The sequence below is a fragment of the Dietzia sp. Cai40 genome, assembly GCF_014145165.1.
In the GTDB taxonomy this organism is placed as follows: domain Bacteria; phylum Actinomycetota; class Actinomycetes; order Mycobacteriales; family Mycobacteriaceae; genus Dietzia; species Dietzia natronolimnaea.
The window spans coordinates 1-21,400 of sequence record NZ_JAALEB010000054.1 but is presented as its reverse complement, the minus strand read 5'-3'; the positions used below and the strand labels follow the sequence as shown (position 1 = coordinate 21,400).

The 21,400-nt window shown below is 67.5% G+C and carries 20 protein-coding genes and 1 pseudogene; 7 read left to right on the top strand and 14 right to left on the bottom strand.

The window, feature by feature from the left end; all coding sequences use genetic code 11:
* The 11 genes and pseudogenes from G6022_RS02630 to G6022_RS02580 all read right to left on the bottom strand — a co-directional run.
* Positions 1 to 667: pseudogene (locus G6022_RS02630) on the bottom strand (hypothetical protein); the annotation flags it as partial.
* A 132-nt stretch (positions 668 to 799) separates the two neighbouring features.
* Positions 800 to 1,984, bottom strand: coding sequence for an MFS transporter (locus tag G6022_RS02625; RefSeq protein WP_182615953.1), 1,185 nt, complete (start codon positions 1,982 to 1,984; stop codon positions 800 to 802).
* A 34-nt stretch (positions 1,985 to 2,018) separates the two neighbouring features.
* Positions 2,019 to 3,437, bottom strand: coding sequence for an amidase (locus G6022_RS02620; RefSeq protein ID WP_182638583.1), 1,419 nt, complete (start codon positions 3,435 to 3,437; stop codon positions 2,019 to 2,021).
* Positions 3,434 to 4,840 carry an amidase gene (locus G6022_RS02615; protein ID WP_182638584.1) on the bottom strand — a complete coding sequence of 469 codons (1,407 nt, stop codon included), beginning with the start codon at positions 4,838 to 4,840 and terminating at the stop codon, positions 3,434 to 3,436. The genes G6022_RS02620 and G6022_RS02615 overlap by 4 nt, the downstream gene beginning before the upstream one ends.
* Positions 4,841 to 4,845: 5 nt before the next feature.
* Positions 4,846 to 5,043, bottom strand: coding sequence for a hypothetical protein (locus tag G6022_RS02610; protein WP_182611061.1), 198 nt, complete (start codon positions 5,041 to 5,043; stop codon positions 4,846 to 4,848).
* Between the two features lie 138 nt (positions 5,044 to 5,181).
* Positions 5,182 to 6,534, bottom strand: coding sequence for an amidase (locus G6022_RS02605; RefSeq protein WP_182638585.1), 1,353 nt, complete (start codon positions 6,532 to 6,534; stop codon positions 5,182 to 5,184).
* Positions 6,534 to 7,337, bottom strand: a complete 804-nt coding sequence (locus G6022_RS02600) for an ATP-binding cassette domain-containing protein (protein ID WP_182638586.1) — start codon at positions 7,335 to 7,337, stop codon at positions 6,534 to 6,536. The genes G6022_RS02605 and G6022_RS02600 overlap by 1 nt, the downstream gene beginning before the upstream one ends.
* A gap of 2 nt (positions 7,338 to 7,339) precedes the next feature.
* Entirely contained in the window at positions 7,340 to 8,185 is an 846-nt protein-coding gene (locus G6022_RS02595) for an ABC transporter ATP-binding protein (protein ID WP_179524255.1), read from the bottom strand.
* A gap of 36 nt (positions 8,186 to 8,221) precedes the next feature.
* Complete coding sequence (locus G6022_RS02590; RefSeq protein ID WP_179524254.1) at positions 8,222 to 9,181, bottom strand: ABC transporter permease; 960 nt, start codon at positions 9,179 to 9,181, stop codon at positions 8,222 to 8,224.
* Positions 9,178 to 10,140: an ABC transporter permease gene (locus G6022_RS02585; protein WP_182615964.1), complete on the bottom strand. Its 963-nt coding sequence runs from the start codon at positions 10,138 to 10,140 to the stop codon at positions 9,178 to 9,180. Before G6022_RS02585 ends, G6022_RS02590 begins: the two co-directional genes overlap by 4 nt.
* A 3-nt stretch (positions 10,141 to 10,143) precedes the next feature.
* Complete coding sequence (locus tag G6022_RS02580) at positions 10,144 to 11,706, bottom strand: ABC transporter substrate-binding protein (protein WP_241731010.1); 1,563 nt, start codon at positions 11,704 to 11,706, stop codon at positions 10,144 to 10,146.
* Between the two features lie 447 nt (positions 11,707 to 12,153).
* On the opposite strand from G6022_RS02580, the gene G6022_RS02575 reads away from it, so the two are divergent.
* The 7 genes from G6022_RS02575 to G6022_RS02545 are packed head-to-tail and all read left to right on the top strand — an operon-like array spanning position 12,154 to position 18,255.
* On the top strand, positions 12,154 to 13,149 hold the full coding sequence (locus G6022_RS02575) for a helix-turn-helix transcriptional regulator (RefSeq protein ID WP_182638588.1): 996 nt from the start codon (positions 12,154 to 12,156) through the stop codon (positions 13,147 to 13,149).
* Positions 13,150 to 13,206: 57 nt separating this feature from the next.
* On the top strand, positions 13,207 to 13,737 hold the full coding sequence (locus tag G6022_RS02570; protein WP_182638589.1) for an urease accessory protein UreE: 531 nt from the start codon (positions 13,207 to 13,209) through the stop codon (positions 13,735 to 13,737).
* Positions 13,734 to 14,399 carry an urease accessory UreF family protein gene (locus tag G6022_RS02565; protein WP_179524249.1) on the top strand — a complete coding sequence of 222 codons (666 nt, stop codon included), beginning with the start codon at positions 13,734 to 13,736 and terminating at the stop codon, positions 14,397 to 14,399. The genes G6022_RS02570 and G6022_RS02565 overlap by 4 nt, the downstream gene beginning before the upstream one ends.
* 19 nt (positions 14,400 to 14,418) lie before the next feature.
* Positions 14,419 to 15,108, top strand: a complete 690-nt coding sequence (locus tag G6022_RS02560; protein ID WP_179524248.1) for an urease subunit beta — start codon at positions 14,419 to 14,421, stop codon at positions 15,106 to 15,108.
* Complete coding sequence (locus G6022_RS02555) at positions 15,105 to 16,823, top strand: urease subunit alpha (protein ID WP_182615973.1); 1,719 nt, start codon at positions 15,105 to 15,107, stop codon at positions 16,821 to 16,823. The genes G6022_RS02560 and G6022_RS02555 overlap by 4 nt, the downstream gene beginning before the upstream one ends.
* 26 nt (positions 16,824 to 16,849) lie before the next feature.
* A complete protein-coding gene (gene ureG / locus G6022_RS02550) occupies positions 16,850 to 17,503 on the top strand; it encodes an urease accessory protein UreG (protein WP_277817748.1) in 654 nt (217 codons plus the stop codon).
* Positions 17,500 to 18,255 (top strand): urease accessory protein UreD, encoded by a 756-nt coding sequence (locus tag G6022_RS02545; RefSeq protein ID WP_179526111.1) that lies wholly within the window; start codon positions 17,500 to 17,502, stop codon positions 18,253 to 18,255. Before ureG ends, G6022_RS02545 begins: the two co-directional genes overlap by 4 nt.
* A gap of 107 nt (positions 18,256 to 18,362) precedes the next feature.
* Here the strand turns inward: G6022_RS02545 and G6022_RS02540 are convergent, their stop codons facing one another.
* From G6022_RS02540 to G6022_RS02530, 3 genes are all read right to left on the bottom strand, one after another.
* Entirely contained in the window at positions 18,363 to 20,234 is a 1,872-nt protein-coding gene (locus G6022_RS02540; protein ID WP_182638590.1) for a glycosyltransferase, read from the bottom strand.
* 112 nt (positions 20,235 to 20,346) lie between these two features.
* The gene (locus G6022_RS02535) at positions 20,347 to 20,853 is read right to left on the bottom strand and encodes a GtrA family protein (RefSeq protein WP_182638591.1); all 507 of its coding nucleotides are present in this window, start codon (positions 20,851 to 20,853) and stop codon (positions 20,347 to 20,349) included.
* Between the two features lie 163 nt (positions 20,854 to 21,016).
* Positions 21,017 to 21,400: hypothetical protein (locus G6022_RS02530; RefSeq protein ID WP_206682356.1), on the bottom strand; the 384-nt coding region annotated here is incomplete at its 5' end.

The following is a 21,400-nucleotide window of genomic DNA, read 5'->3' as shown; positions in this document are numbered from 1 at the left end:
CCGCCGCCAGCCGGAGCCGCGCACGGGTCGTCTCCGCCGACACCGACCGGGGCTCGATCGCGGTGACGACGTCCGCGAACCGGCGGGCCCCCCGGCCGGACGGGTGCCCTGCCGCGGCCGCGAGTACCCCCGCCAGTCCCGGGTTCGCCGCACACACCCTCTCCACCGCCACCACCGCGTCCTCGAGGTCCAGATCGCCGGCCAGGTCCCGGCAGGTGCGCAGCGGGGTGGTGACCCGAAGACCGCCCAGCTCGGTGACGGCGGCCGGTGGCATCGCACCGTAGCGGTAGACCCGTCCCGCGCGGGACCGACGGGTGGCCGGCAGCCAGATCTCGGGCATCGCATCTGCCGGGACGGAGTCGTCACCCCACAACAGTGCGGCGCTGCGCCCGCGCAAGACCCCCTCGGGCCAGGTCCGCGCCAGCGCCAGGCTGCGCAAACGGAGGTCGTCGACCTGGTCGTCCCGGCGGTAGAGCCCGTGCCAGATCCGTACGTAGCGGCCACGGTCTCGTGGATCAGGGACGGCTGCGGCGAGTTCGGCAGTGGTCAACGGGCCCGGCGGCAGCCCGCAGGGGCTCTTCGGGAAGTGACCGTGAACGGCGGGGGCGCTCTCGATGCAGGCCTGAACGTCGGTGCTCGGCCCGCGGACCGGAGTGGGAGTGTCCATGCCGGACACAGTGCAGCACGTGGCAGTCGGATCCGGACCGCGGACGTGCGGCCGGGGAGGTCCCTGTGGACAGACTGAAGCTGTGGATGACGGCCGGTTCTGTCGCCACGGGACCCGCGAGTCTTACCGGTGTCAAGAACGTGTGACCGGCACGAAGCGCCACACCAGGAGCGCGAGCAACGACAGCACCGTGACCACGGTGGCCACCGCCGAGAGGCCTCCCATCGCAAACGCGAGCGGGCCGACCAGACCCCCGAATCCACCGATGAAGAAGACGATGAAACTGAAAGCGGTGTTGAGCTGGGCAGAGTGCTCGGGAGATGTGGACAGAGCCTGCACCTGGTTTCCGGACAATGCAGACTGATTCGCCCACGTCGAGAAGAACAGAGCCAGCCCGAAGAGCACCGGGATGTCGTGGGTCAGGAAGATCGCTCCCGAGGACAGCGAGAGGATTACCAGGAACACACCGGTCATCCGGCGTGCTCCGTATCTGTCGATCAATCGGCCGGACATCGGTGTCACCAGCCCCGCGACGAGGCCCACCAGCCCAAACATCCCGGCCTGGGTGACCGACCATGACAACGGCGGTGCGGTGAGGTGCAGGACCATCACCGCCCACACCGAGTTGAACGCCCCGAGACCGAGGGACTGGGTGAAGGCGGCCCTGAGCAGGACCGGGTTGCCGCGAGCACTCTTCAGTGCTGCGGACATCAACGACACGTGCGACAGTGCGCTGCCGACGGGCGGGACTGCCCGGCGGAGTGCCCACAATGCCGCGGGGAGCGCCAGGACGACCAGGAGGGCACACGCGACGATGGTCCCTCGCCAACCGACCCAGTCCGTGGACGCACTCGCGAGCGCCCTCCCGCCGAACAAGCCGACGAGGAGGGAGCCCACGAGAACGGAATTGGTCGCACCTCTCTGCCCGGGGGCACACATCCGGTTGGCCGCCGGGATGATGACCTGCGCCAGATTCCCCACCACCCCGACGGCGAAGAACGCTGCGGTGGCCGCGATGACGCTGTGGGAGAGTGCCGCCAGTAGCAGCGCCACGGTGAGCACGATCGCCTGAACAGTCACCTGTGTCGAGGAGCGGACGCGGGTTCCGAACGGGATGAGGACGAGGATCCCGACGGCGTAGCCGAGCAGGGCGCTCGCCGCGATCAGTCCCGAGGTGTGATGCGACACACCGAAATTCGTCGAGATGTCCGTCAGCAGCGCCTGTGGAATGTAGACGATGCTGGCGGAGATTCCGCAGAAGACGGCGAGGGCGAAGAGGCGTAGAGGCGTTATTCGCCTCTGTGGCTGTGTGGACATCGTCCGATTCGTCTCGTGCCCGTAAGGGCGGTGCTCACGCCGCCACTGCGGCCTTGCCCACTGCGGGCTTCTTCTTGTGGAAGTCGGTCACCGACTGGAACGCGTGCGCCGCCCGGACGAGGAGATGCTCCGAGAGGTCCCCGCCGCACAGCTGGAAGCCGATCGGTGTGCCCCTGTCGGTGAAGCCACCGGGCAGCGTGATGGTCGGGGTACCGCTGACGTCCATAGGGGCAGTCGGTACCAACAGACCCGCCAGGAGTTCGGGGGAGGTACCGAGCTCGGCCATCGTCTCGATCGTCGGCGACGCGAAACCCGCACCGGGCAACAGCACTAGGTCGATGTCCTGGAATGTCCGCTTCAGTCGCCCGGTGAACGCGCGCCGCCGCGACAGGAGCATCTGGTAGTCGACCGCGCTGAGCCCACGTCCGGTCTCGATGAGATGCGCCAGCGCCGGGCCGTACTCGCTCGACCGTGCCGGATACGTGGCGGCGTGAGCGGCCGCGGTCTCGACCGCGCACAAGGTCTCCCAGTCCGCGCTGATGGCGGCGAGGTCCGGGAGCTCGATGCTGTACACGCGCCAACCGAGAGACTCCACCACTCCCACGACACCGGCCAACATCGCCTGGGTCGGCTCGTCGAACGTCGCCGTCAGGTCCCAGTCGATTCCGACGCTCGGCGCCCGGTCCAACCGCAGGTCTCCGGAGTAGTCCGGCACCGGCGCCGACACCGTGGTCGGATCATGGGGATCCTCGCCGGCGATCGCCGACAGCACGACGCCCGCGTCCCGCGCACTGCGCGTCATCGGACCGATGTGGTCCAGGCTCTCGGCCAGCTCGAAGACGCCGTACCGGCTCACCCGCCCCCAGGTCGGCTTGATGCCCGTCACCCCGTTCTGCGCGGAGGGCAGCCGTATGGACCCGCCGGTATCCGAGCCGAGCGAGGCGTAACAGAGGCCGGCCGCGGTGGCGACCCCCGAACCACTCGAACTCGATCCCGTCCACGTGTCGGCATCCCATGGGTTGACCGGGGTCGGGAGAGCCGGATGGTGCTCTGCGTATGCGCCCTCGGTCATCCGTAACTTCCCGGTGATGACGGCGCCGGCCTCCTTCAGCCTGCGCACCACGGTGGCGTCCCACCGGGGAACGAAATCGGTGTGGATGGTTCCACCGGCCGCGGTGGGAGTTCCCGCCGTGTAGCAGAGGTCCTTGACCGCGACCGGGACCCCGTGCAATGGACCGCGGTAGTTCCCCGCCGCGATCTCGGCGTCGGCCGCACGCGCGGCCTCCAGGGCGGCGTCGCCGCTGACGATCGCGTAGCTCTGGAGCCGGCCGTCATGGGTTTCGATGCGCTCGAGGATTCCCTGGGTCACCTCCACGGAGCTGACCTGCCGACCGCGGATGAGTTCCGCGACCTCGGTGAGCTCGAGGAGCGCCAGCTCTCCGCCGGGGCTCATGGCGCCCTCTTCAGCGGTGCCAGGGTGCCGATGTGGTCGGTCGCGGTCTCGTAGACCGACGCCACGCGAAGCACGTCGCCCTCACAGAACGGCTTTCCGATCACCTGCGCACCGAGCGGCAGACCACCGTCCGTCGAGTAGCCGACGGGCATTGAGAGGGCCGGGAGTCCGGTGAGGTTGCCCGGCGCGCACACCCGGCTGTACGCCGTCGTCGCTCCCTCGATGTCGTCCGGGGCCCATTCGAAGACCGGATCGTCCGCGCCCACCGCCGGCCCGGGGAGGGTGGGTGCCAGCAGGACGTCGATGTCGGCGTACATCTCGCGCCAGCCCTGTTGCATGAGAGTCCGCGTGCGCAGTGCGTTGATGTAGCTCGTGGCCAACACGCCCTCGCCGACCTCGAGGAGGGTCCGGACCTCGTCGGTGAACAGGTCCGGGGTCTCGCGCAGTGCCTCCTGATGGTAGGCGCCCGCCTCGGCGAGCATGATGGTCCACGCGGTGGACAGCACCTTGTCCGCGAGCGGGATCTCGACTTCGACCAACTCCGCACCGAGGCCCTCCAACACGTGTGCGGCGGCCATCGACGCCTCCCAGATCTCGGTCTGCACCCGCTCGTTGTAGAAGTTCGTCGGGATGCCGATGCGAGTGCCCTCGACCGATCCGCCGAGATCGGGGGTCCAGTCGGGAACCGGCCTGTTGACGCTCGCGGGATCGCGTCGGTCGTAGCCGGACATCGCCGCCATGACGAGCGCGGCCTCCCGGACGTTGCGGGTGAGCGGTCCGACGTGGTCGAGGGACCAGGACAGCGACGCGACCCCCACACGAGGGGCGCGGCCGTAGGTCGGCTTGATGCCGACCGTGCCGCAGACCGAGGCCGGGATGCGGATCGAACCGCCGGTGTCGGAGCCGAGCGCGACGGTGACGCCTCCGGAGGCGATCGAGGCCCCGGAGCCCCCGCTGGATCCGCCGGGGACTGTGGAGATGTCCCACGGGTTCCGGGTGGTGGGGGTGGTCGCGCCGAACGCGAACTCGTGGGTGTGGGTCTTGCCGACGATCACCATTCCGGCTGCGGTGAGCTTCTGCACGCTCGCACTGTCAGCATCGGGGATGTAGTCGGCGCGGACGTCCGAACTGGAGGTGGTGAGGATCCCTCGGGTGTCGTACAGGTCCTTCACGCCGAGGGGGATCCCGTGCAGTGGTCCCTTGTACTTTCCGGCGGCGATCTCCTTCTCGGCCACCCGCGCCTGCTCGAGCGCCAGGTCCTCGGTGATGGTCGCATAGGCGTGGATGTCGGGCTCGACCTCGCGTATCCGCTTGAGCGACGACTCCGTGAGCTCGACCGGTGAGAGCTCTCTCGAGGCGATCTTGTCCGAGGCCTCGGTGAAGGTGAGTTCGTACGGTTCCATGGCTCTCAGTTCCAATCTGCGTTGAAGGCGGTGGCCGGAGGGGTCTCGCCCAAGGGCTGAAAGGGCTCACTGTTGGCGATCTCCAGCAGCGGCGTGTAGTCGGCGAGTTTGGCGGCGAGGCGCTCGTCGGTCACCTTGCTGTCGGCGTAGTCGAACAGCGCTCTGATCGCCTCTTCGGTGAACACCTTGGGAGTTTCTGACATGGGCTTTCTCCTATCGGACGTGGGTGATGGAACAGACCGGGGAACCCGGCGTCGCCCGGACCACCGGGGGCTGTGTGACGGGCCTGGTAGACGGGCCCGGTGAGGGGACGGGAGTGGGTGTCAGCCCGCTCGCGGGGCTTAGTGCGCCGCGAGCGGCGGGGCGAGCCGACCCCAGTCGGTTCGCTGTTCGTAGGCACGACCGATGGCGAGCGCGAGCGCGTCGTGGCCTGGTGCGGTCATGATGTGCATGCTCACCGGCATGCCGTTGGCGTTGAGCCCGGCGGGCACGGCGAGACCCGGTGCCCCGAGGAGATTGGCCTGGACGGTGAAGGCGTTGAGGCCCGACAGGGTCGACATCTCCCGCCCGCCGAGCACCATCGATGATGCACCGAGCGGCGGTGGCTCGGTCCCAACGGTGGGGGTGATCACGGCGTCCACCTTCGCGAACATCGCGTCGCACGCCTTCTTGAGTGCCGCCTGGAAATCGAGAGCCTCGAGGAGATCGACAGCACTCAGCGCGAGGCCTGCGTCGAGAGCCGCAGCGACGTCTGATTCGAAGTCCACTCGACGCGCTGCGAACCGATCGCGGTGATAGAGCGCCGCCTCGGCTGCCGCGATCGTCACCACGGCGTCACCGCACTCCTCCGGGGTGGGGAACGTGAGGGGAACGAGCCGCGCACCCGCCGCCTCGAGTTCCCGTGCTGCCGCGTGGACGGCCTCGGAAATGTCGGCGTCCGCCGTGTCGAAGAAGAAGTGCTCGGGGATGCCGAGCGCCAATCCCTGGACGCCCCGCTCCAGCGAGGCCACCGCGTCGGGTCCCGGAAATCGCCTGCTCCCGGGATCGGTCGGGTCGAATCCGGCCAGGGAGTCGACGACGGCCGCGGCGAGCGAGACGGTCGCGGTGAGGGGGCCGGCGTGGTCGAGGGTCGGGCTACAGGGGGTGATGCCGGTGCGGCTGATGAGCCCGAAGCTGGGTTTGAATCCGACCACCCCGCACACCGCAGCCGGCATCCGGATCGATCCGCCGGTGTCGGTGCCCATCCCGATCGGGACCACGCCTGCCGCCACGGCCGCGCCCGAGCCACCACTGGACCCGGCGGGAACGCGGTCGAGGTTCCACGGATTGCGGGTGGGAGGTGACATGGCGCCGAAGGCGTACTCGTGGGTCACCGTCTTTCCGACGATCACGGCCCCGGCCTCACGGAGCTTCCTGACGGCCGCGGAGTCCGCCGCCAGGGGCTCGGTGTCGGCCACTTTCGAGCCGCTGAGAGTGGGGTGGCCCGCGACATCGTAGAGATCCTTGACCGCGACGGGCACCCCGGCGAGCGGGCCGGTGAGCCCCTTCGCGCTCACGGTGTCAGCCTCGGCCCGGGCCTCGGTCTCGAAGAACTCGACGAACGCGGAGATCGTCGGCTCGACCTCGGTGTAGCGGGCAACGACCGCGTCGACGGAGTAGGTCGTGCCTGCGATCTGCTGGGGACGGATGGTCATCACGCCGCCTTCGGTTCGAGAACGGCCTCGAGGAGCTTCTGCGTGACCTCGCTCTTCGGGTGGCGGAGCACCGTGTCGACGGGTCCTACCTCGGCGAACCTGCCCTTGTGGAGCACGCCGGCCGAGTCGCACATGTGCTCTACCAGGGCGAGGTGATGGGTAATGAGCAACATCGTGAGCCCTCGCTCGGCCTGCAGGTCCTTGAGAAGGTTCAACACCTGCGCCTGCACCGAGACGTCGAGGGCCGCCGTGGGTTCGTCGAGGACGAGGAACTCGGGATCAGTGGTGAGTGCTCGCGCGATGCCGAGGCGCTGCCGCTGCCCTCCGGAGAACTCGTGGATGTACCGGTCGTAGTGGCTATCGTCCAGGCCGACCTTCTCGAGGAGTTCCAACACCCGCCGGGTGGCCTCCTTGCCGTCGCAGAGTCCGAATCTGCGCAGTGGTGCGCCGACCTGCTGGCCGACCGGGAGGCGGGGGTTGAACGCAGAACCGGAGTCCTGGAACACGACCTGGACCTTCTGGCGGATCCGTCGCATACGTTCGCCGGTCAGGTTGGTCGTCTCGCTCCCGTCCACCACGACGTGCCCGGAGGTGGCCTCCTCGAGGCCGAGGATCATCCGGCCGGTGGTGGTCTTCCCCGAACCGGATTCCCCGATCAACCCCCACGTCTCTCCCCGTCGGATGGAGAACGAGATGTCGTCGACGGCCACGACCTCCCGGCTCTTCTTGCCGAAGCCGCCCGAGACGTTGAAGACCTTGCGCAGGTTGATCACTTCCACGAATTTTGTGTCGCTGGTAGACATCGTCAGGCCTCCTGGAAGACGTTGAGTCGGCGTTGGCCGCGCGGGACGTTCCGGGCCGAGTCGTCGAGGTGGAGCTTCGGCACGGAACTGATGAGTGACCGGGTGTAGGGATGCTCCGGCGCGCTGAGGACCTGGTGGGCGGTGCCCTGCTCGACGATGCTGCCCTGCCGCATCACGGTGACCGTGTCGCACATGTGCGACACCACGCCGAAGTCGTGCGTGACCATGAGGATGGCGGTGCCGAGTTCCTTGTTGATCTCGAGCAGCAGGTCGAGGATCTGCTTCTGCACGGTCGCATCGAGGGCCGTGGTCGGCTCGTCCGCCAGCAGGAGTCTGGGGCGGGCGGCGAGCGCCATGGCGATGACGACGCGTTGCCGCTGACCACCGGAGAGCTGGTGCTGGTACGCGCGCAGCTTCTGCTCGGGATCCGGCATCGCCACGAGTTCGAGCGACCGCACCGCCTCCTTGTAGGCATCGGCCTTCGACAGCTTCTGGTGGAGGCGGATGACCTCGACCATCTGGGCGCCGACGGTGAACGACGGGTCCAGGGCACTGAGCGCGTTCTGCGACACCAGGCCGATCTCCCTGCCCCGGATCTTGACTAGCTCCTTCTGGGACAGCTCCAGGAGGTTCGTCCCGTTGAGGAGGATCTCCCCGGACGCGATCTTCGCCCGTCGCGTGCCGAGCAGCCCCAGGATCGTCATCGAGGTCACTGACTTGCCTGAACCGGATTCTCCGACGAGGCCGCGGATCTCCCCCTCCCCCACGGACAGACTGACGTTCTTCACCGCGTGGACGACGCCGCCGTCAGTGTGGAAATCGACGCTGAGATTGTTGATGTCAAGCATTGGGTCTCACGCTCGCTTTCTTCGAAGGCGCGGAAATCAGGTGGTCTGCTTGCGGGGATCGAGCGCGTCGCGGACGCCGTCACCCAGCAGGTTGAACGAGAGGGCGACCACGAGGATGGCGCACCCCGGGATGGTGGCCACGTGCGCGTATCCCTCCAGGAGGACGCCGGCGCCGTCGGCGGTCATGATCCCCCAGTCCGGGGTCGGCGGGATGATTCCGACGCCCAGGAAGCTCAGGCCGGCGGCGAGGACCACCATGAGGCCGCACAGGGTGGTCGCGTAGACCACCAGGGGCGAGACGACGTTCGGGAGCAGTTCCTTGAAGAGGATCTCCGGGGTCCGTGCGCCCCCCGCCCGGGCCGCCTCGATGTACTCCCGGGACGATTCCTGAACCGTCGAGGTGTACGCCACCCGGGCCATGTAGGGGATGAGGCTGATGCTGATGGCGATCATCACGTTGCCCAACCCCGCGCCGAGCACGGCCGCCAGCGCGATGGCCAGAAGGACGAGCGGGAAGGCGAACAGGACGTCGAGCAGTCGCATGAGCGTCTCGCCGACCCGGCCCTTCGCGTACCCGGCGATCAAACCGATGAGCAAGGCGACAGGGAGGACGATGAGTACCGGGAACACCGCGACCGACAGTGAGTACCGGGTGCCCCAGATCAGCCGGGACAGGATGTCGCGGCCCTGGCCGTCGAGTCCCAGGATGTGGCCCTCCGTTCCGATCCCCTCGAGTCGTCTTGAGGAGTCCCCGATGGTCGGATCGTAGGGACTGAGTACCGGAGCGAGAATCGCCACGGCTATCGCGAGGAGCAGGATGATGGCAGCGACCGCGGCCATCCTGTCCCGCATGAACGCGCGGAGCGCGAGCAGTAGGCGGGAAGGACGCTGTGCGGGCTCCGTGGGACGAGGAGCGGCCTCGTCTGCCGCCGTGCTCCCCTGCTCGTGGCCGCCTGCCGTGTCCGCAACCGGGGATGTGCCGAGGATCGAACTCATGCTGTGACCTTTCTGCGGGTGCGGGGATCGAGCACGCCCACTGCCGTGTCGGTCAGCAGATTGACGACGACAAAGACGAGCGCGATGAAGAGGACGCCGGCCTGCACGAGCGGCATGTCGTTCTGCGTGATCGAGGTGTAGAGCTGGTACCCGAGTCCCGGCCAGGAGAACACCACTTCGACGAAGATCACCCCGCCGAGGAGATAGCCGATCTGGAGCCCGATGACGGTGACGATCGGGGGGAGCGAGTTCCGGAAGCAGTGCCGCCAGAGGATTGAGCGCTCCGAGATCCCCGAAGCCCGCAGGGTGCGGATGTAGTCCTGCTCCATCGTGTCGACCATCACGCTGCGCGTCATTCGGGCGATGACGGCCAGTGGAACGGTTGCCGCGGCGATCGCAGGGAGGACGAGGTGCATCAGAAGATCACCCATTCCCCCGCCGATATTCCGCGCGCTCGACATTCCGGAGGTCGGGAACCACCCGAACTGAAGGGCAAAGATTCCGATCAGCATGAGACCGAACCAGTAGACCGGGACGCTCGCACCGGCGAGCGAGACAAACATGGAGACCCGGTCGAAGATGCCGTATTGCTTGCGAGCGGCAATGATCCCGAGCGGGACGCCGATGACGATGCAGAGAGCCAGCGCCGCGAACGACAGCACCATCGTGTTCTGGAACCTCGGCAGGATGATGTCGAGAACCGGTTGGTTGATGGTCAGCGAGCGACCGAAGTCGCCTGTCAGCAGCCCGCCCAGATAGGTGAAGAACTGCATGACCACCGGCTGGTCGAGGCCGAGCTCCCGGCGGACGGCCGCAACGGCATCCTCCGTCGCGCCCGCGCCCAGAATCGTTCGAGCGGGATCACCGGGCACCAGTTGCAGGAGGAGGAAGACGATCAGCACCACTCCGAAGAGGACGAAGACGGTCGACCCGAGGCGCTTGCCTATGACGAGAAGCATGGCCTAGTCCTCGAAGTTCAGGCTGACGCCGGTGAGGTCGTACCACTCCTGGCTCGCCGAGACCCAGCCCTCGACCTGCGGAGACAGGATGTACGGAGCGCGGTCGTTGACGATCGGTGCGAGCGCCCCATCCTCAGTGGCGATCTCGTTGGCCCGCTGCCAGAACTCGACCGACTCCTCTTCCGATGCGGCCGTGATCGCCTGTTCCATGACGGCGTCGAGCTCCGGGTTGTCGTAGTAGCCGACGTTCGGTCCGTTCGGGGCGATCATGGCCTGCGAGGTGACGATGTAGAGCCAGTACGGGGTATCCATGCCCCAGGACATCTGCATCATTCCCACATCGCCGGCACCCTCACCCCAGCGCCCCAGGTAGGAGATCCACTCCATGGTCTGGATCTCGACATCGATGTTGATCTCGGCGAGGTTCTGCTGGATGAACTCGGCCATCGGCGCCGGGACGATCTGACCGGATCCGTCGACCGAGGTCGCGAGGCTGGTCGTGAAGCCGTCCTCCAGCCCGACCTCCGCGAGGAGCTCACGCGCTTGCTCTAGGTCACGGGCGTATGCGTCGGTCCGCTCGACGTACGCGTCGTTGGCCGGCGCCTGGATGTCGTACGCGGGTTCGGCCGTGCCCTGGAGGAGGTTGTCGGCCATCCCCTCGCGGTCGATGGCCAGGTTGATTGCCTGCCGGACCTCCGGCAGCTCCATGTACTCGTCCCGCATGTTGAAGGAGAGGTACCAGACGTGCGGCGGCGCGCCGTCGGACAACTGGTAACCCTCGTCGACGAGCTGCTGAACGGAGTCCGGGGAGGGCACTGCGATCACGTCGACCTCACCGTTGCGGATCGCGGCCGAGCGGCCTGCGGGATCCGGGATCGGACGGAAGATGACGCCGTCCAACTCGGGCACCTCGCCCCAATAGTCCTCGTTCCGCAACAGCGTGATCCGTTCGCCGCGGATGCGCTCCTCGAACACGAACGGTCCGGTGCCCGACGGGTTCTCGGCGATGTCCTCGCCGTGCTCCTCGAGCGCGGCGGGGCTGATGATTCCGGTGGATCCGTTGCCGCCCTGCGCGAGCATGCGGAGGAACGGGGAGAACGGCTGGGTCATCCGGACCACAACCGTCTGGTCGTCGACTGTCTCGACCTCGTCGACGAACTGCCACACATAGACCGTCTGACCGGCAGCGGTGGCGTTGTACTGCGGCGACGACTCATCCCACATGCGCCGGATGTTGTACTCGACCGCCTCGGCGTCGAGCTCGGTGCCGTCGTGGAACGTGACGCCCTGGCGGATGTTGAACGTGTACTCCAGACCGTCGTCGGAGATCTCCCACGATTCCGCCAGCCCGGGTCGCAGTTCGGGGACTGCCGCCTCCTCGGACGGGGTCTGCAGGTCGTGCATCACGAGAGGCTCGTACATCTGGGAGTTGATGCGCCAGGTGACCCAGCCGCCGGCGACCTGCGGGTCGAGGACGTCTGCCTCGGACTCGATCCCGATGATGAGCGTGTGGTCGTTCCCGCCTCCGCCTCCGGCACCGCCACACGCGGTGAGGGCAAGGGACAACGTGAGCCCAGCCGCGATCGCTGTGGCCCGACGTTTCCACCCAAGGTATTTAGCCGATTTCTGCATGAGATGCGTGCCCTTTCCTTGAGCCACCGGCCGCCAAAAAATTGGCCGCCTACCCGGAATTCATTGTGCGGAGAACAGTAGAAAGGGCCACTAGGTTCTGTGAATACGTCATCGTGCGTATTTGCCAGCAGACGGCGCCATCGCCGCGAAGATACCAGGTAAAAATGTGACTCAGCTCATTGTCACGCGCGTTAATATCCCTCGAAATAGGCCGGGGAATGCTCTCCGGCGGACAATTCAATAATTCGCAACCAACGTTACGAGCTGTTAACACCCTGTCGACACAGGGAGAAGCAACGGGTCGTCATACTTCCGTGCATCGATGCCCACCGCGACTGGAGGTCGGATCGGCATCCGTGTACGAGAGTTCTGGGGAGAACGATGAAGGCGACAACGATTCTCGAGGCAACACTCAAAGCGGTCCGCGCGACTCAGGCGGACGTGGTCCCGCCTCTCACCGCAGCGCACGAAGCCCTCTCTGAACTCAACAGATTCGTGCAGTACCCGTCGCTGGAGATCGCGGAGTGGGATCCGGCGCGCGGGATACACCAGCCGCTACACACCAAGCGGTTCCCGCAGAAGTTGCTGGACGCGCTCAACGGGCAAGTGTTCCTGGACGATCTGTGCTGGCCCGCGCTCCACCGGGACAGGCGACCCAAGGGCTGGGCCGACACCGATGCCCACATCAACCGCGCGGATTCGGCCCTCTACCAAGAGTTCATTCTCCCGCTGGGGTACCGGGAAGGCGTCTACCTGCCACTGTTCCACCAGGAGCGCTATGTGGGGATGGTGACCGGGAACACCGACGCGCCCCGGCCGCCCGGCGAAGCGGAGATGGCCGCGTTGTCGGCAGCCGCTCCGGCGCTGGGCGAGTTTCTTTTCCGGACCCGTGAACGACGCACCCGCAACGAGGCGGACGGCGCACTCCTGCTCGACCCAGGGCTCAACCTGACGAGCTTCGAACCAGAGCACAGCCACGAGGTCGCGGAACTCATCCGGTCCGTCCTGCTCCGGACATGGCCGACACGGGGGCAGGTCTCGCGGTTCGCGATATGGCCCGACGAGGCGCCCGCGCCGGTCCATGTCCGGGTGGAGGGCGCCCGGCGAGGTGCCGGCGGGTTCTATGTGTCCTGGCGCGAAGGGCCGATGCCCGCCGGGCTCTCCCGGCGACAGGCGGAGGTCGTCACCGGAATCGTCGAGGGGTGTGGCAATACCGAGATCGGGGAGAGGCTGTTCACCAGCCCGCGAACGATATCCAAACACGTGGAGCACATTCTCGTGAAGCTAGGGGTTCCGAATCGAAGCTCCGTCACGCGCATCGCGATGGTGGACGGGATCTACCTACTCGGTCATCCAGCATTCTCGTGCCTCAGATAGAGAAATTGCGTCAAATGACGTATTCATAGTCTTCGGCACTGCACCTAGGGTCGAGCCATGGACACCTTTCGCACTCTCGTCGGGCATCGTCTCGAGGCGGATATCCACAATGCGCTGTCTCACCACGAGTATTCTGGACGGGTAGTCCGCCTGATTGTGCCGCAGTCCGAATTGGGCCGTAAGCGATTCAAGGCCGTGGACCAGGACGGTATCGAGTACGGCATCGCACTCCCGAGGGACGTGACTCTCCGGGACGGCTCGGTTCTGGAGCTGACCGACCGCCGCGCGGTGGTGGTCGAAGCACGCGAGACCGAGCAACTACATCTGCGGGCACTCGACGCCGAAGGCGGCATCCAGTTGGGGTGGCACGCCGGGCACCTTCACTGGAAGGTCCGCATGGCCGGGCAGTACATGACGGTCCTGCTCGACGGACCGAGAGACGACTATCTCGTGCGGATCGAACATCTCCTCCACAGCGGGGTGATCGAGGTGGTCGAGTCCGAGGCGGGGACGACCGGGGCGGCCGTCGCCGCCCACGAGCCCCACTCTCACGACGCGACGGCACACGGGGCGGGAACCATACGATGACGGCGTCCTCGCGTACGGCGCTTCTGCTCCACGCTGATCCGGCGTTCGCCGCGGGCGCCGGCTCGTTCTCCTCCGGTCTGGAGACGCTCGTGGCAGACGGGTGGGTCACCTCCCCTGCCGAGCTCGCCGTCCTGCTCGACGAGGCACTCGTGCACCGGTGGAACTCCTTCGACCGGGTGTTTCTCAATCAGGCCTACGGGTGGAATGAGCTGGATGAGCTGCTCGCGCTGGACACGGAAGTGGACGTGCACCTCATCGGCGAGGCCGCGCGGAAGGCCTCGCGACGGGCGGGGCGGGCCCTGTTGGGGGTATGGGCACGGCTCGGCGACCCGCTGTCTTCGCACGTCCGGGTCGCCATCCCCGCGGGTGCCCACCTGCCCGTGGCGCAGGCCGTCGTGGCACAGGCGCGGGGCCTTGGGCTGAGGGATGCCGAGGCCCTCTCCGGATGGCAGGTCGTCTCGTCGTACTCGAGCAGCGCGGTGCGGCTCGGGGCCGCCGGACACAGGAGCATCCAGGAACTCATGACCCGGGCGTCGGGGCGGCTCGACGAGCTCCTCGGGCTCCCGGTCCCCGACGGGGCCCGTCCGACGGCATGGACCCCGAAGCACGACATCGCCGCCGAGCGCCATCGACACTCCGATCTACGACTTTTCGCGTCGTGACTACACCGAGGACTACTCCATGAACCTGACGCCCACCGAGTCCGAGAGGCTCACCGTGTTCACTGCCGCCGAGTTTGCGCGACGCAACCTCCGCGAGGGGATCCCGTTGAGTCACCCCGAGGCCGTCGCGTACCTCACCGACGAGGCGATGCTCATGGCGCGGACCGACCTACCGTTTTCGGAGGTCCGGGAACGAGCCGGGCAACTGCTCACGTCGGCGCAGGTGGAGCCGGGGGTGCCGAGCATGATCTCGTACATCATGCTCGAGCTGCCGACCCTCGCCGGCAGCAAGCTGCTGACCATCTACTCCCCGATCGCGGAGACGGCAGACGGTCCCGTGCCGGGCGAGGTCATCGCCCTCACCGAGGCGGAGACGGTGTTCGATCCATCGGGGCTCATCGACCTCGAGGTCGTCAACACCGGAGACCGCGACATCCAGGTCCGCAGCATGACCCACTTCTTCGAGGTCAACAAGGCCCTGGCTTTCGATCGGGCAGCGGCCTACGGCCACAAGCTCGCCATCAACGCCGGTGGCGGTACGCGTTTCGAACCGGGAATCCCCAAGGTCGTCACCCTGACACCGTTCGTCGGCGAGCGCGTCGTCCACGGTCAGGCAGGACTCGTCAACGGCCCCCTGGACGACCCCGACACCCGCGCGCGGGCGTTTGAGAGGGCCCGCCAGCGCGGCTACATCCAGGAGGAGTCATGACGACGGGCGGTACCTCACTGACCCCGGCGGCCCGCGCACAGCTCTACGGCCCGACCACCGGCGATCTGGTGCGACTCGGCGACACGTCGCTGCTCGCGGAGATCGAGAAAGACTACACCCACCACGGATACGAACTCACCGTCGGCGCAGGGAAGAACATGCGCGATGGAGAGGCCCTGTCCGCGACCGTCACCACGGACGAGGGTGCACTCGATGTCGTGATCCAGAACGCGCTGATCATCGACGCGGTCCAGGGCATCGTCAAAGCGGATATCGGTATCCGGGACGGGCGGATCGTCGGAATCGGCAACGCAGGCAATCCCGCGACAATGCCGGGAATCGATCCGAACCTCGTGTGCGGCCAGAACACCACGTCGATCTCGGCGCAGGGCTGCATCGTCACCGCCGGGGCGATCGAATCCCACGGACACATGTTCTCTGCCGAACAATCGGAGCACGCGTTGGCGGGAGGGACGACGACGCTGATCGGCAGCTCTCCCGGACCGGTATTCGACGTCGGCTCAGGCACCGCGCACGTCATGGGACGCTACCTGCAGGGCACCGAGAGTTCACCGGTGAACTTCGGTCTGCTCGCCCGCGGAGGCTCCGACCCCTCGGCGGTCGCCCACGCCGTGAAGGCCGGGGCGATCGCGGTGAAGGTCCACGAGGATTTCGGGGCGTCGCCTGAGACCATCAACGGTTCACTGATCGCGGCAGACCGGCACGATTTCGCAGTGCACCTGCACACCGACTCGATCAACGAGTTCGGGTTCGCCGAGGACACGATGGCCGCGATCGGCGACCGGACGATCCACATGTATCACGTGGAGGGCGCGGGCGGCGGGCACTCCCCGGACATCCTGAGCGTGGTGTCGTACCCCAACGTCATCCCGGGGTCGACCAACCCGACCAACCCGTTCGCGTGGTCGGCGCTCGAGGAGGGCGTGCCGATGACGCTCATCGGGCACCAGATGGATCCACGATCTGAAGCGGACGTCGCGTTTGCCGAAGGCCGAATCCGGCCGCAGACCATGTCCGCCGAGGACCTGCTGCACGACATCGGCGCGATCTCGATCTTCGGCTCGGACACCCAGGGGATGGGCCGCCTCGCGGAGAACGTGACGAACTCGTGGCAACTGGCAAGCGTCATGAGAGATCACCGCGGCCGTCTGCCCGAGGAGACGACCGGGCGCGCGGACAACGAGCGGATCAAGCGCTATGTCGCCAAGACCACCCTCAACCCGGCGATCGCGGTGGGAATCGACAAGCACGTGGGCTCGGTGCAGCCGGGTCGTATGGCCGACCTGGTGCTGTGGCCGTTCGAGTCGTTCGGCGTGAAGCCGGTGCAGGTACTCAAGGCGGGAATGATCGTCTGGGCCAAGATGGGCGACGCGGCGGGCAGTCTCATGATGACCGAACCGCAGGTCCAACGTCTGATGTGGGGCGGCCGGGGCTCGGCGAAAAAGCACGTCAGCGCAGTCTTCGTCTCCGACATCGTCGCCCGGGCCGGATCGCTCGAGCCGTTCGGGCTCACCAAAGCAGTCCTCCCCATCACGTCGACGCGCCATCTGCGCAAGAGCGACATGGTCCACAACGACGCGCTACCCGACGTACGCGTCGACCCGCGCACCTTCGACGTCTCCGTGAACGGGGAAAAGCTTGAGGTGCACTCATTCGACGTGCGCCCACTGACCAGGAAGTACATGCTGAGATGACTGATCCGGTGGCTGATTCCTCGACTCTGACTGCTACCCGGACCGGAGTCAGACCGGAAGGCCGGACGGAGCCCCCGGGTCCCGCGGCTCGCATCGGCATCGGCGGCCCGGTGGGGTCCGGCAAGACCGCGATGGTGGAGAAGCTGATACCGCGGTTGGAGAATCTCGGTAAATCCGTCTCCGTCATCACCAACGATCTGGTGACATCGGAAGACGCCGTGCGGCTGCGGAGGTCGGGGATCATCGACGCGGACCGGGTCCTCGCCGTCGAGGCCGGAGCGTGCCCGCACACGGTGATCCGCGAGGACCCGACCATGAACATGGAGGCCGCCGAGCAGCTCGATCAGGCTTTCCCCGGTACCGACGTGATTCTGATCGAGAGCGGCGGCGACAATCTGGCCTCGACGTTCTCCGATGATCTCGTCGACTTCTGGGTGTTCGTGATCGACGTCTCCGGAGGAGGCGATATCCCCCGGAAGCGCGGACCCGGCGTGCTCCGCGCGGACGTCCTCGTCATCAACAAGGCCGACCTGGCACCGCATGTCGGGGTGGACCTCGAACTGATGGTCACCGAGGCCCGCGACGTGCGGGAGGGGCGACCGGTCCTCGTCACGAACTGCTTCACCGGTGAGGGCGTGGACGAGTTCGCGCGGTTCATCTCTGATGAGGTGCTCTTCTGAGCGCGCAACCATATGCGCTCGACCTCGAGATAGCCCGCCGAGGCGGCCGCACCTTCCTGTCCCGGAGATACTTCCGCTGGCCTTACGAGATCGGCATCCTGACGCACGGCCAGGTCCGTGGCCTGAGTGACGACACGGCATCCCTCATCGTCCAGTCGGCCACCAGCGGACTCATCACGGGTGAGCGGCTTCGCCAACGAGTCGTTGTCCGCGACGGCGGCCGGGTCAGGCTTGTGGGACAGGGCGCCATGCCCGTCCAGAAGGTCGGGTCCCATGAGGGGGCGGCGGAAGACCTGAGCCTGAAGGTGATGGGGGGCTCTCGGTTGGACTTCGTGTCCGAACCTCGACTGTTGTTGCCGGGCTCGTCCTTCTCACAGGTGAGCCGCGTATCCGTGGATACCTCCTCCTGCGTCCTCCTCGTCGACGCGGTCGTGCGTCATCCTGATGCGGGATCGGTGTCCTACCTCTCGGAAACGACACTGGAGTTCGACGGCGAGGTCGCCGCGGTGGAGCGGATGGGATTCCACTGCGTCGGGGAGCACCACTTCGGTGCGTCCGCGTTCATACTCGCGGTAGGGGACCACGTCACCGGACTCGACTGGAAGTGGTGGCTGAACAAGCACGGCGCGCGGACGAGTTACGGCGCGGTGTCGCCTCTCAGAAGTTGCCCCGGAATGAGCATTCGTGTCGTGGCCGAGAACGGATATCACTTGCGAAGGGCGATTGACGATGCGCTCTCGATCCTCGTGTAGCTCGCTGCACGCCCATCCGGCCGCCCGAGGCGAAGGGATCCCAGTCATCGGAACGTCAAGATCCGCGACCTCGCCGAGGAGATCGTCTCGGGCACGGCGGTGCCGCGCTACACCCCGTACAGCCGCGCCCAGTTCTCCCGCGTCGTGAGGCGGGTCTGCGCGTCGCGCCACCGCTCCTGCGCCGCGGGGGCCTCGCGGATGAACCGCGCGAGCAGGGCGACCAGGCGCTTCTGCAGCTCCGTGACCCGCTGCGGGTCGACCTTGCGGTGGTGCACCCCGGTCTGCGAGGCGTCGGTCACGTACACCTCGTCGAAGAGCGAGACGTGCCACCAGGCCGCGTCCTCGTAGGGGACGGCCACGACCCCACGACGCTGCCGTCCGAGCTTCTGGACGAGCAGCCGTTTTCCCAGCACCTGGTCCTCGCGGTCCTCGCGGGGGATCCCCACCTTGCGCTCCACCCTGATCCCCGGGGGAAGGGCGTCGACGGCGAGCTTGGCCGTCTCCGGGTATCCCGCGCGTTCGGCGCGGATCCCGGCCAGGGCGGCCTGCCCGCCATCACCGACACCGTGGGCACCGTCGGGGCCGTCGAGGAACGCCTCTATGCCGCGCATGCGGGTGGCGGCGAGACCGTACTGCATCGCCACGAGCGCCCGCAGGACACTCCGGCCCAGGTTCGTGGCCATCGCGCGCGGATCGATCCCCTGGCGGATGGCGGCGGTGGTCAGCGAATTGCGCATCGAGAAGAACTGACCGAAGTCGTCGCCGTCCTTCCAGTAGAAGTCGGCGTGCCACACGGCCGCCCCCTGCAGGGTGCAGGTGGGCATCCCGGCCTGTCGGCACCGCAACCCGTACTCGATGTCGTCCCACTGGAAGAAATACGGCAGGGGCAACCCGACCCTCTCCACCGCCTCCCCCGGCACCAGACAGGACCACCACGCGTTGTACTCGGCGTCCACCCGCCGCTCCTGCCGGTTCTCCACCACGGACTCGTCGCGCAGGGCGAACTCGTCCGCGTCCAGCCCGCCCTTGAGCTGATCGAGCTGCGTGCGCTCGGCCGAGACCAGCAGGTAGTCCGGGTTGAACAGGTACAGCATCTGCGCGCCGACGAGCATCGGCTCGCGGGTGAGGGCCGCGAAGGCGAACAGCCGCAACACCGTCTCGGGCTCGACCCGGACGTCGTCGTCCATGAGCAGCACGTCCACCGGCCCGGTGGAACCGGGCGCGGTGGCCTCGAACATCCCGCGGCTGAACCCGCCGGCGCCGCCGAGATTGGGCTGGCGCAGGTAGTGCAGCCGCTCGCCGAACTCCCCGGCCGCGCGCCGGAACGCCTCCCGCGTCTCGACCAGGTCGGTCCCCTGATCGGTCACGTAGAGGTCGTCGATCAGCTCGGCCACCACCGGGTCCGAGGCCAGCGAGTCGACGGTGGCAGCGCAGTCGTCCGCCCTGTTGAAGGTGCAGATGGCCACCGCCGCGCGGCGGGCCGGGCTCGTCGTCGTCACACCCCACGTCACCTCGGACACGGTCGCCTCGGCGTCCACGGCGTGGAACTCCAGCCACATCGCGCCACCGTCGACGAACGTGTCCACCGGCACGTGCAACACCGCCATCCCGTCCCCCTGGTGGTGGAACACGTCCACGGTGCGCACGTGGGAACCGATGTCGGACGCGCGGACCAGGACGTCGAGGCGCCCCTCGGACTCCACCGCGACCCGCACGGTGAGGCTGGTGACCGTGGTCCAGCGCTGCCAGTAGGAGGCCTCGAACCGGCCGAAGTAGGTGTTGGTGTCGACGACGGCCCCGGCGTCCAGGTGCAACTCGGCGCGCGTGCGGCGCACGACCCCCCGCACGATCCGCGAGTACAGGTCGTCGTTGACCCACCTGCGCGGGCCCGAGAACAGGGTGCGCTGCACCAGCAGGTCGCGCTCGTCGGGGGCGGAACCGGCGTCGGCACCTGCGGCTGTCACGGTGGTGGCGTCCATGTGGCGGGTGCTCCTGGGGAGTCGGGGCGGAGGTCGTCTCACTCCCGGGCGACTGCTGGCCCGGGCGCGCCGTCCAGGCTAACCCCGGCCGGGCGGTAACTCGGGAGGGCGGTCAGCGCACCCGGAAGATCACGGTCCGCTGGACGATGAAGTTGGTGACCGTCGCCACGCCCTGCGCGATGACGTAGCCGACCGTCGTGGCCCAGAACGTGCTCCAGCCCAGGTCGTGGAACCACGGCACCAGCAGCATGAACAGGCCCCACTGCACGCCGAACATCAGCGCGTACAGGCCCATCGTGGCGACGAAGCGGGCGCGGGAGGGCTCGGCCTGGAACGTCCACCGACGGTTGAGCGAGTACGCAGTGAGGGTCCCGGCCACGAAGGACAGCGCCTTGGCCGGGCCGTACCCCAGCCCGAACAGCATGAACAGCTGCAGCAGGCCGTAGTCGACGACCGCGGAGAGTACGCCCGTGAGGAAGAACCGGGTGACCTGGGTCCGAAAGTCCGTCGGCCGTGCCGGATCGGATTCGTGTCGGGCTTCGAGCGGGTCGACGGCCCCGCGCAGGGAGTCGAGGACGGAATCGTCCGGGATGTCCGCGCCGCCGGTAGGTGTACTCACCAGGACAGCGTAGGTCCCGGCCGCGCCGCACGAACACCGGCGCGACGACTTGTGCTCCGCTGGGCGACATGCGATCGTCGTTCCATCGCGCGCCCACCAGCGCGCCTCTGGTCGAACAGACGGGCGACACCTCCGCCGACAGCGTTCGATTCCGCAGGAGTGCTCAGCTCCGGCCACCCCATCTCCACACGGCGCACACACCACGAGGTCCGCGCCACCGCCCCGGGTGAGCCGTCGTCGCCTCCGCACCACATCGCCAGCAGGGCTCGTCGGCGCCGCCCGTGGCGACCTGCCGTCGATCGTTCTCCTCGACGACCAGGAGGAATCCCGTGTCCCAGGACCGCAACACTGCCCTCACCACCGCGCCGACCGTGTTCTCGTACACACCGACCGGCCGGGCCGTCCCGACGTCGTCGCCGTTGCGCACGCCCGACCGACGCCCGGCGGCGCCGTCGTGCACACCCACCGGTCGGGTGGTCCTCTCGACGCCGACCACGCGCGGCTCCGCCTGAGCAGACCGCCCCAGCGGACCGCCTGTAGCGGGCCC

Coding starts and splice junctions, on each gene's coding strand:
- G6022_RS02605 (WP_182638585.1), bottom strand. CDS start 6,534: ATGACCATCCGTCCCCAGCAGATCGCAGGCACGACCTACTCCGTCGAC.
- G6022_RS02560 (WP_179524248.1), top strand. CDS start 14,419: ATGAACCTGACGCCCACCGAGTCCGAGAGGCTCACCGTGTTCACTGCC.
- G6022_RS02625 (WP_182615953.1), bottom strand. CDS start 1,984: ATGTCCACACAGCCACAGAGGCGAATAACGCCTCTACGCCTCTTCGCC.
- G6022_RS02575 (WP_182638588.1), top strand. CDS start 12,154: ATGAAGGCGACAACGATTCTCGAGGCAACACTCAAAGCGGTCCGCGCG.
- G6022_RS02610 (WP_182611061.1), bottom strand. CDS start 5,043: ATGTCAGAAACTCCCAAGGTGTTCACCGAAGAGGCGATCAGAGCGCTG.
- G6022_RS02615 (WP_182638584.1), bottom strand. CDS start 4,840: ATGGAACCGTACGAACTCACCTTCACCGAGGCCTCGGACAAGATCGCC.
- G6022_RS02590 (WP_179524254.1), bottom strand. CDS start 9,181: ATGAGTTCGATCCTCGGCACATCCCCGGTTGCGGACACGGCAGGCGGC.
- G6022_RS02565 (WP_179524249.1), top strand. CDS start 13,734: ATGACGGCGTCCTCGCGTACGGCGCTTCTGCTCCACGCTGATCCGGCG.
- G6022_RS02540 (WP_182638590.1), bottom strand. CDS start 20,234: ATGGACGCCACCACCGTGACAGCCGCAGGTGCCGACGCCGGTTCCGCC.
- G6022_RS02585 (WP_182615964.1), bottom strand. CDS start 10,140: ATGCTTCTCGTCATAGGCAAGCGCCTCGGGTCGACCGTCTTCGTCCTC.
- G6022_RS02570 (WP_182638589.1), top strand. CDS start 13,207: ATGGACACCTTTCGCACTCTCGTCGGGCATCGTCTCGAGGCGGATATC.
- G6022_RS02600 (WP_182638586.1), bottom strand. CDS start 7,337: ATGTCTACCAGCGACACAAAATTCGTGGAAGTGATCAACCTGCGCAAG.
- G6022_RS02620 (WP_182638583.1), bottom strand. CDS start 3,437: ATGAGCCCCGGCGGAGAGCTGGCGCTCCTCGAGCTCACCGAGGTCGCG.
- G6022_RS02555 (WP_182615973.1), top strand. CDS start 15,105: ATGACGACGGGCGGTACCTCACTGACCCCGGCGGCCCGCGCACAGCTC.
- G6022_RS02595 (WP_179524255.1), bottom strand. CDS start 8,185: ATGCTTGACATCAACAATCTCAGCGTCGATTTCCACACTGACGGCGGC.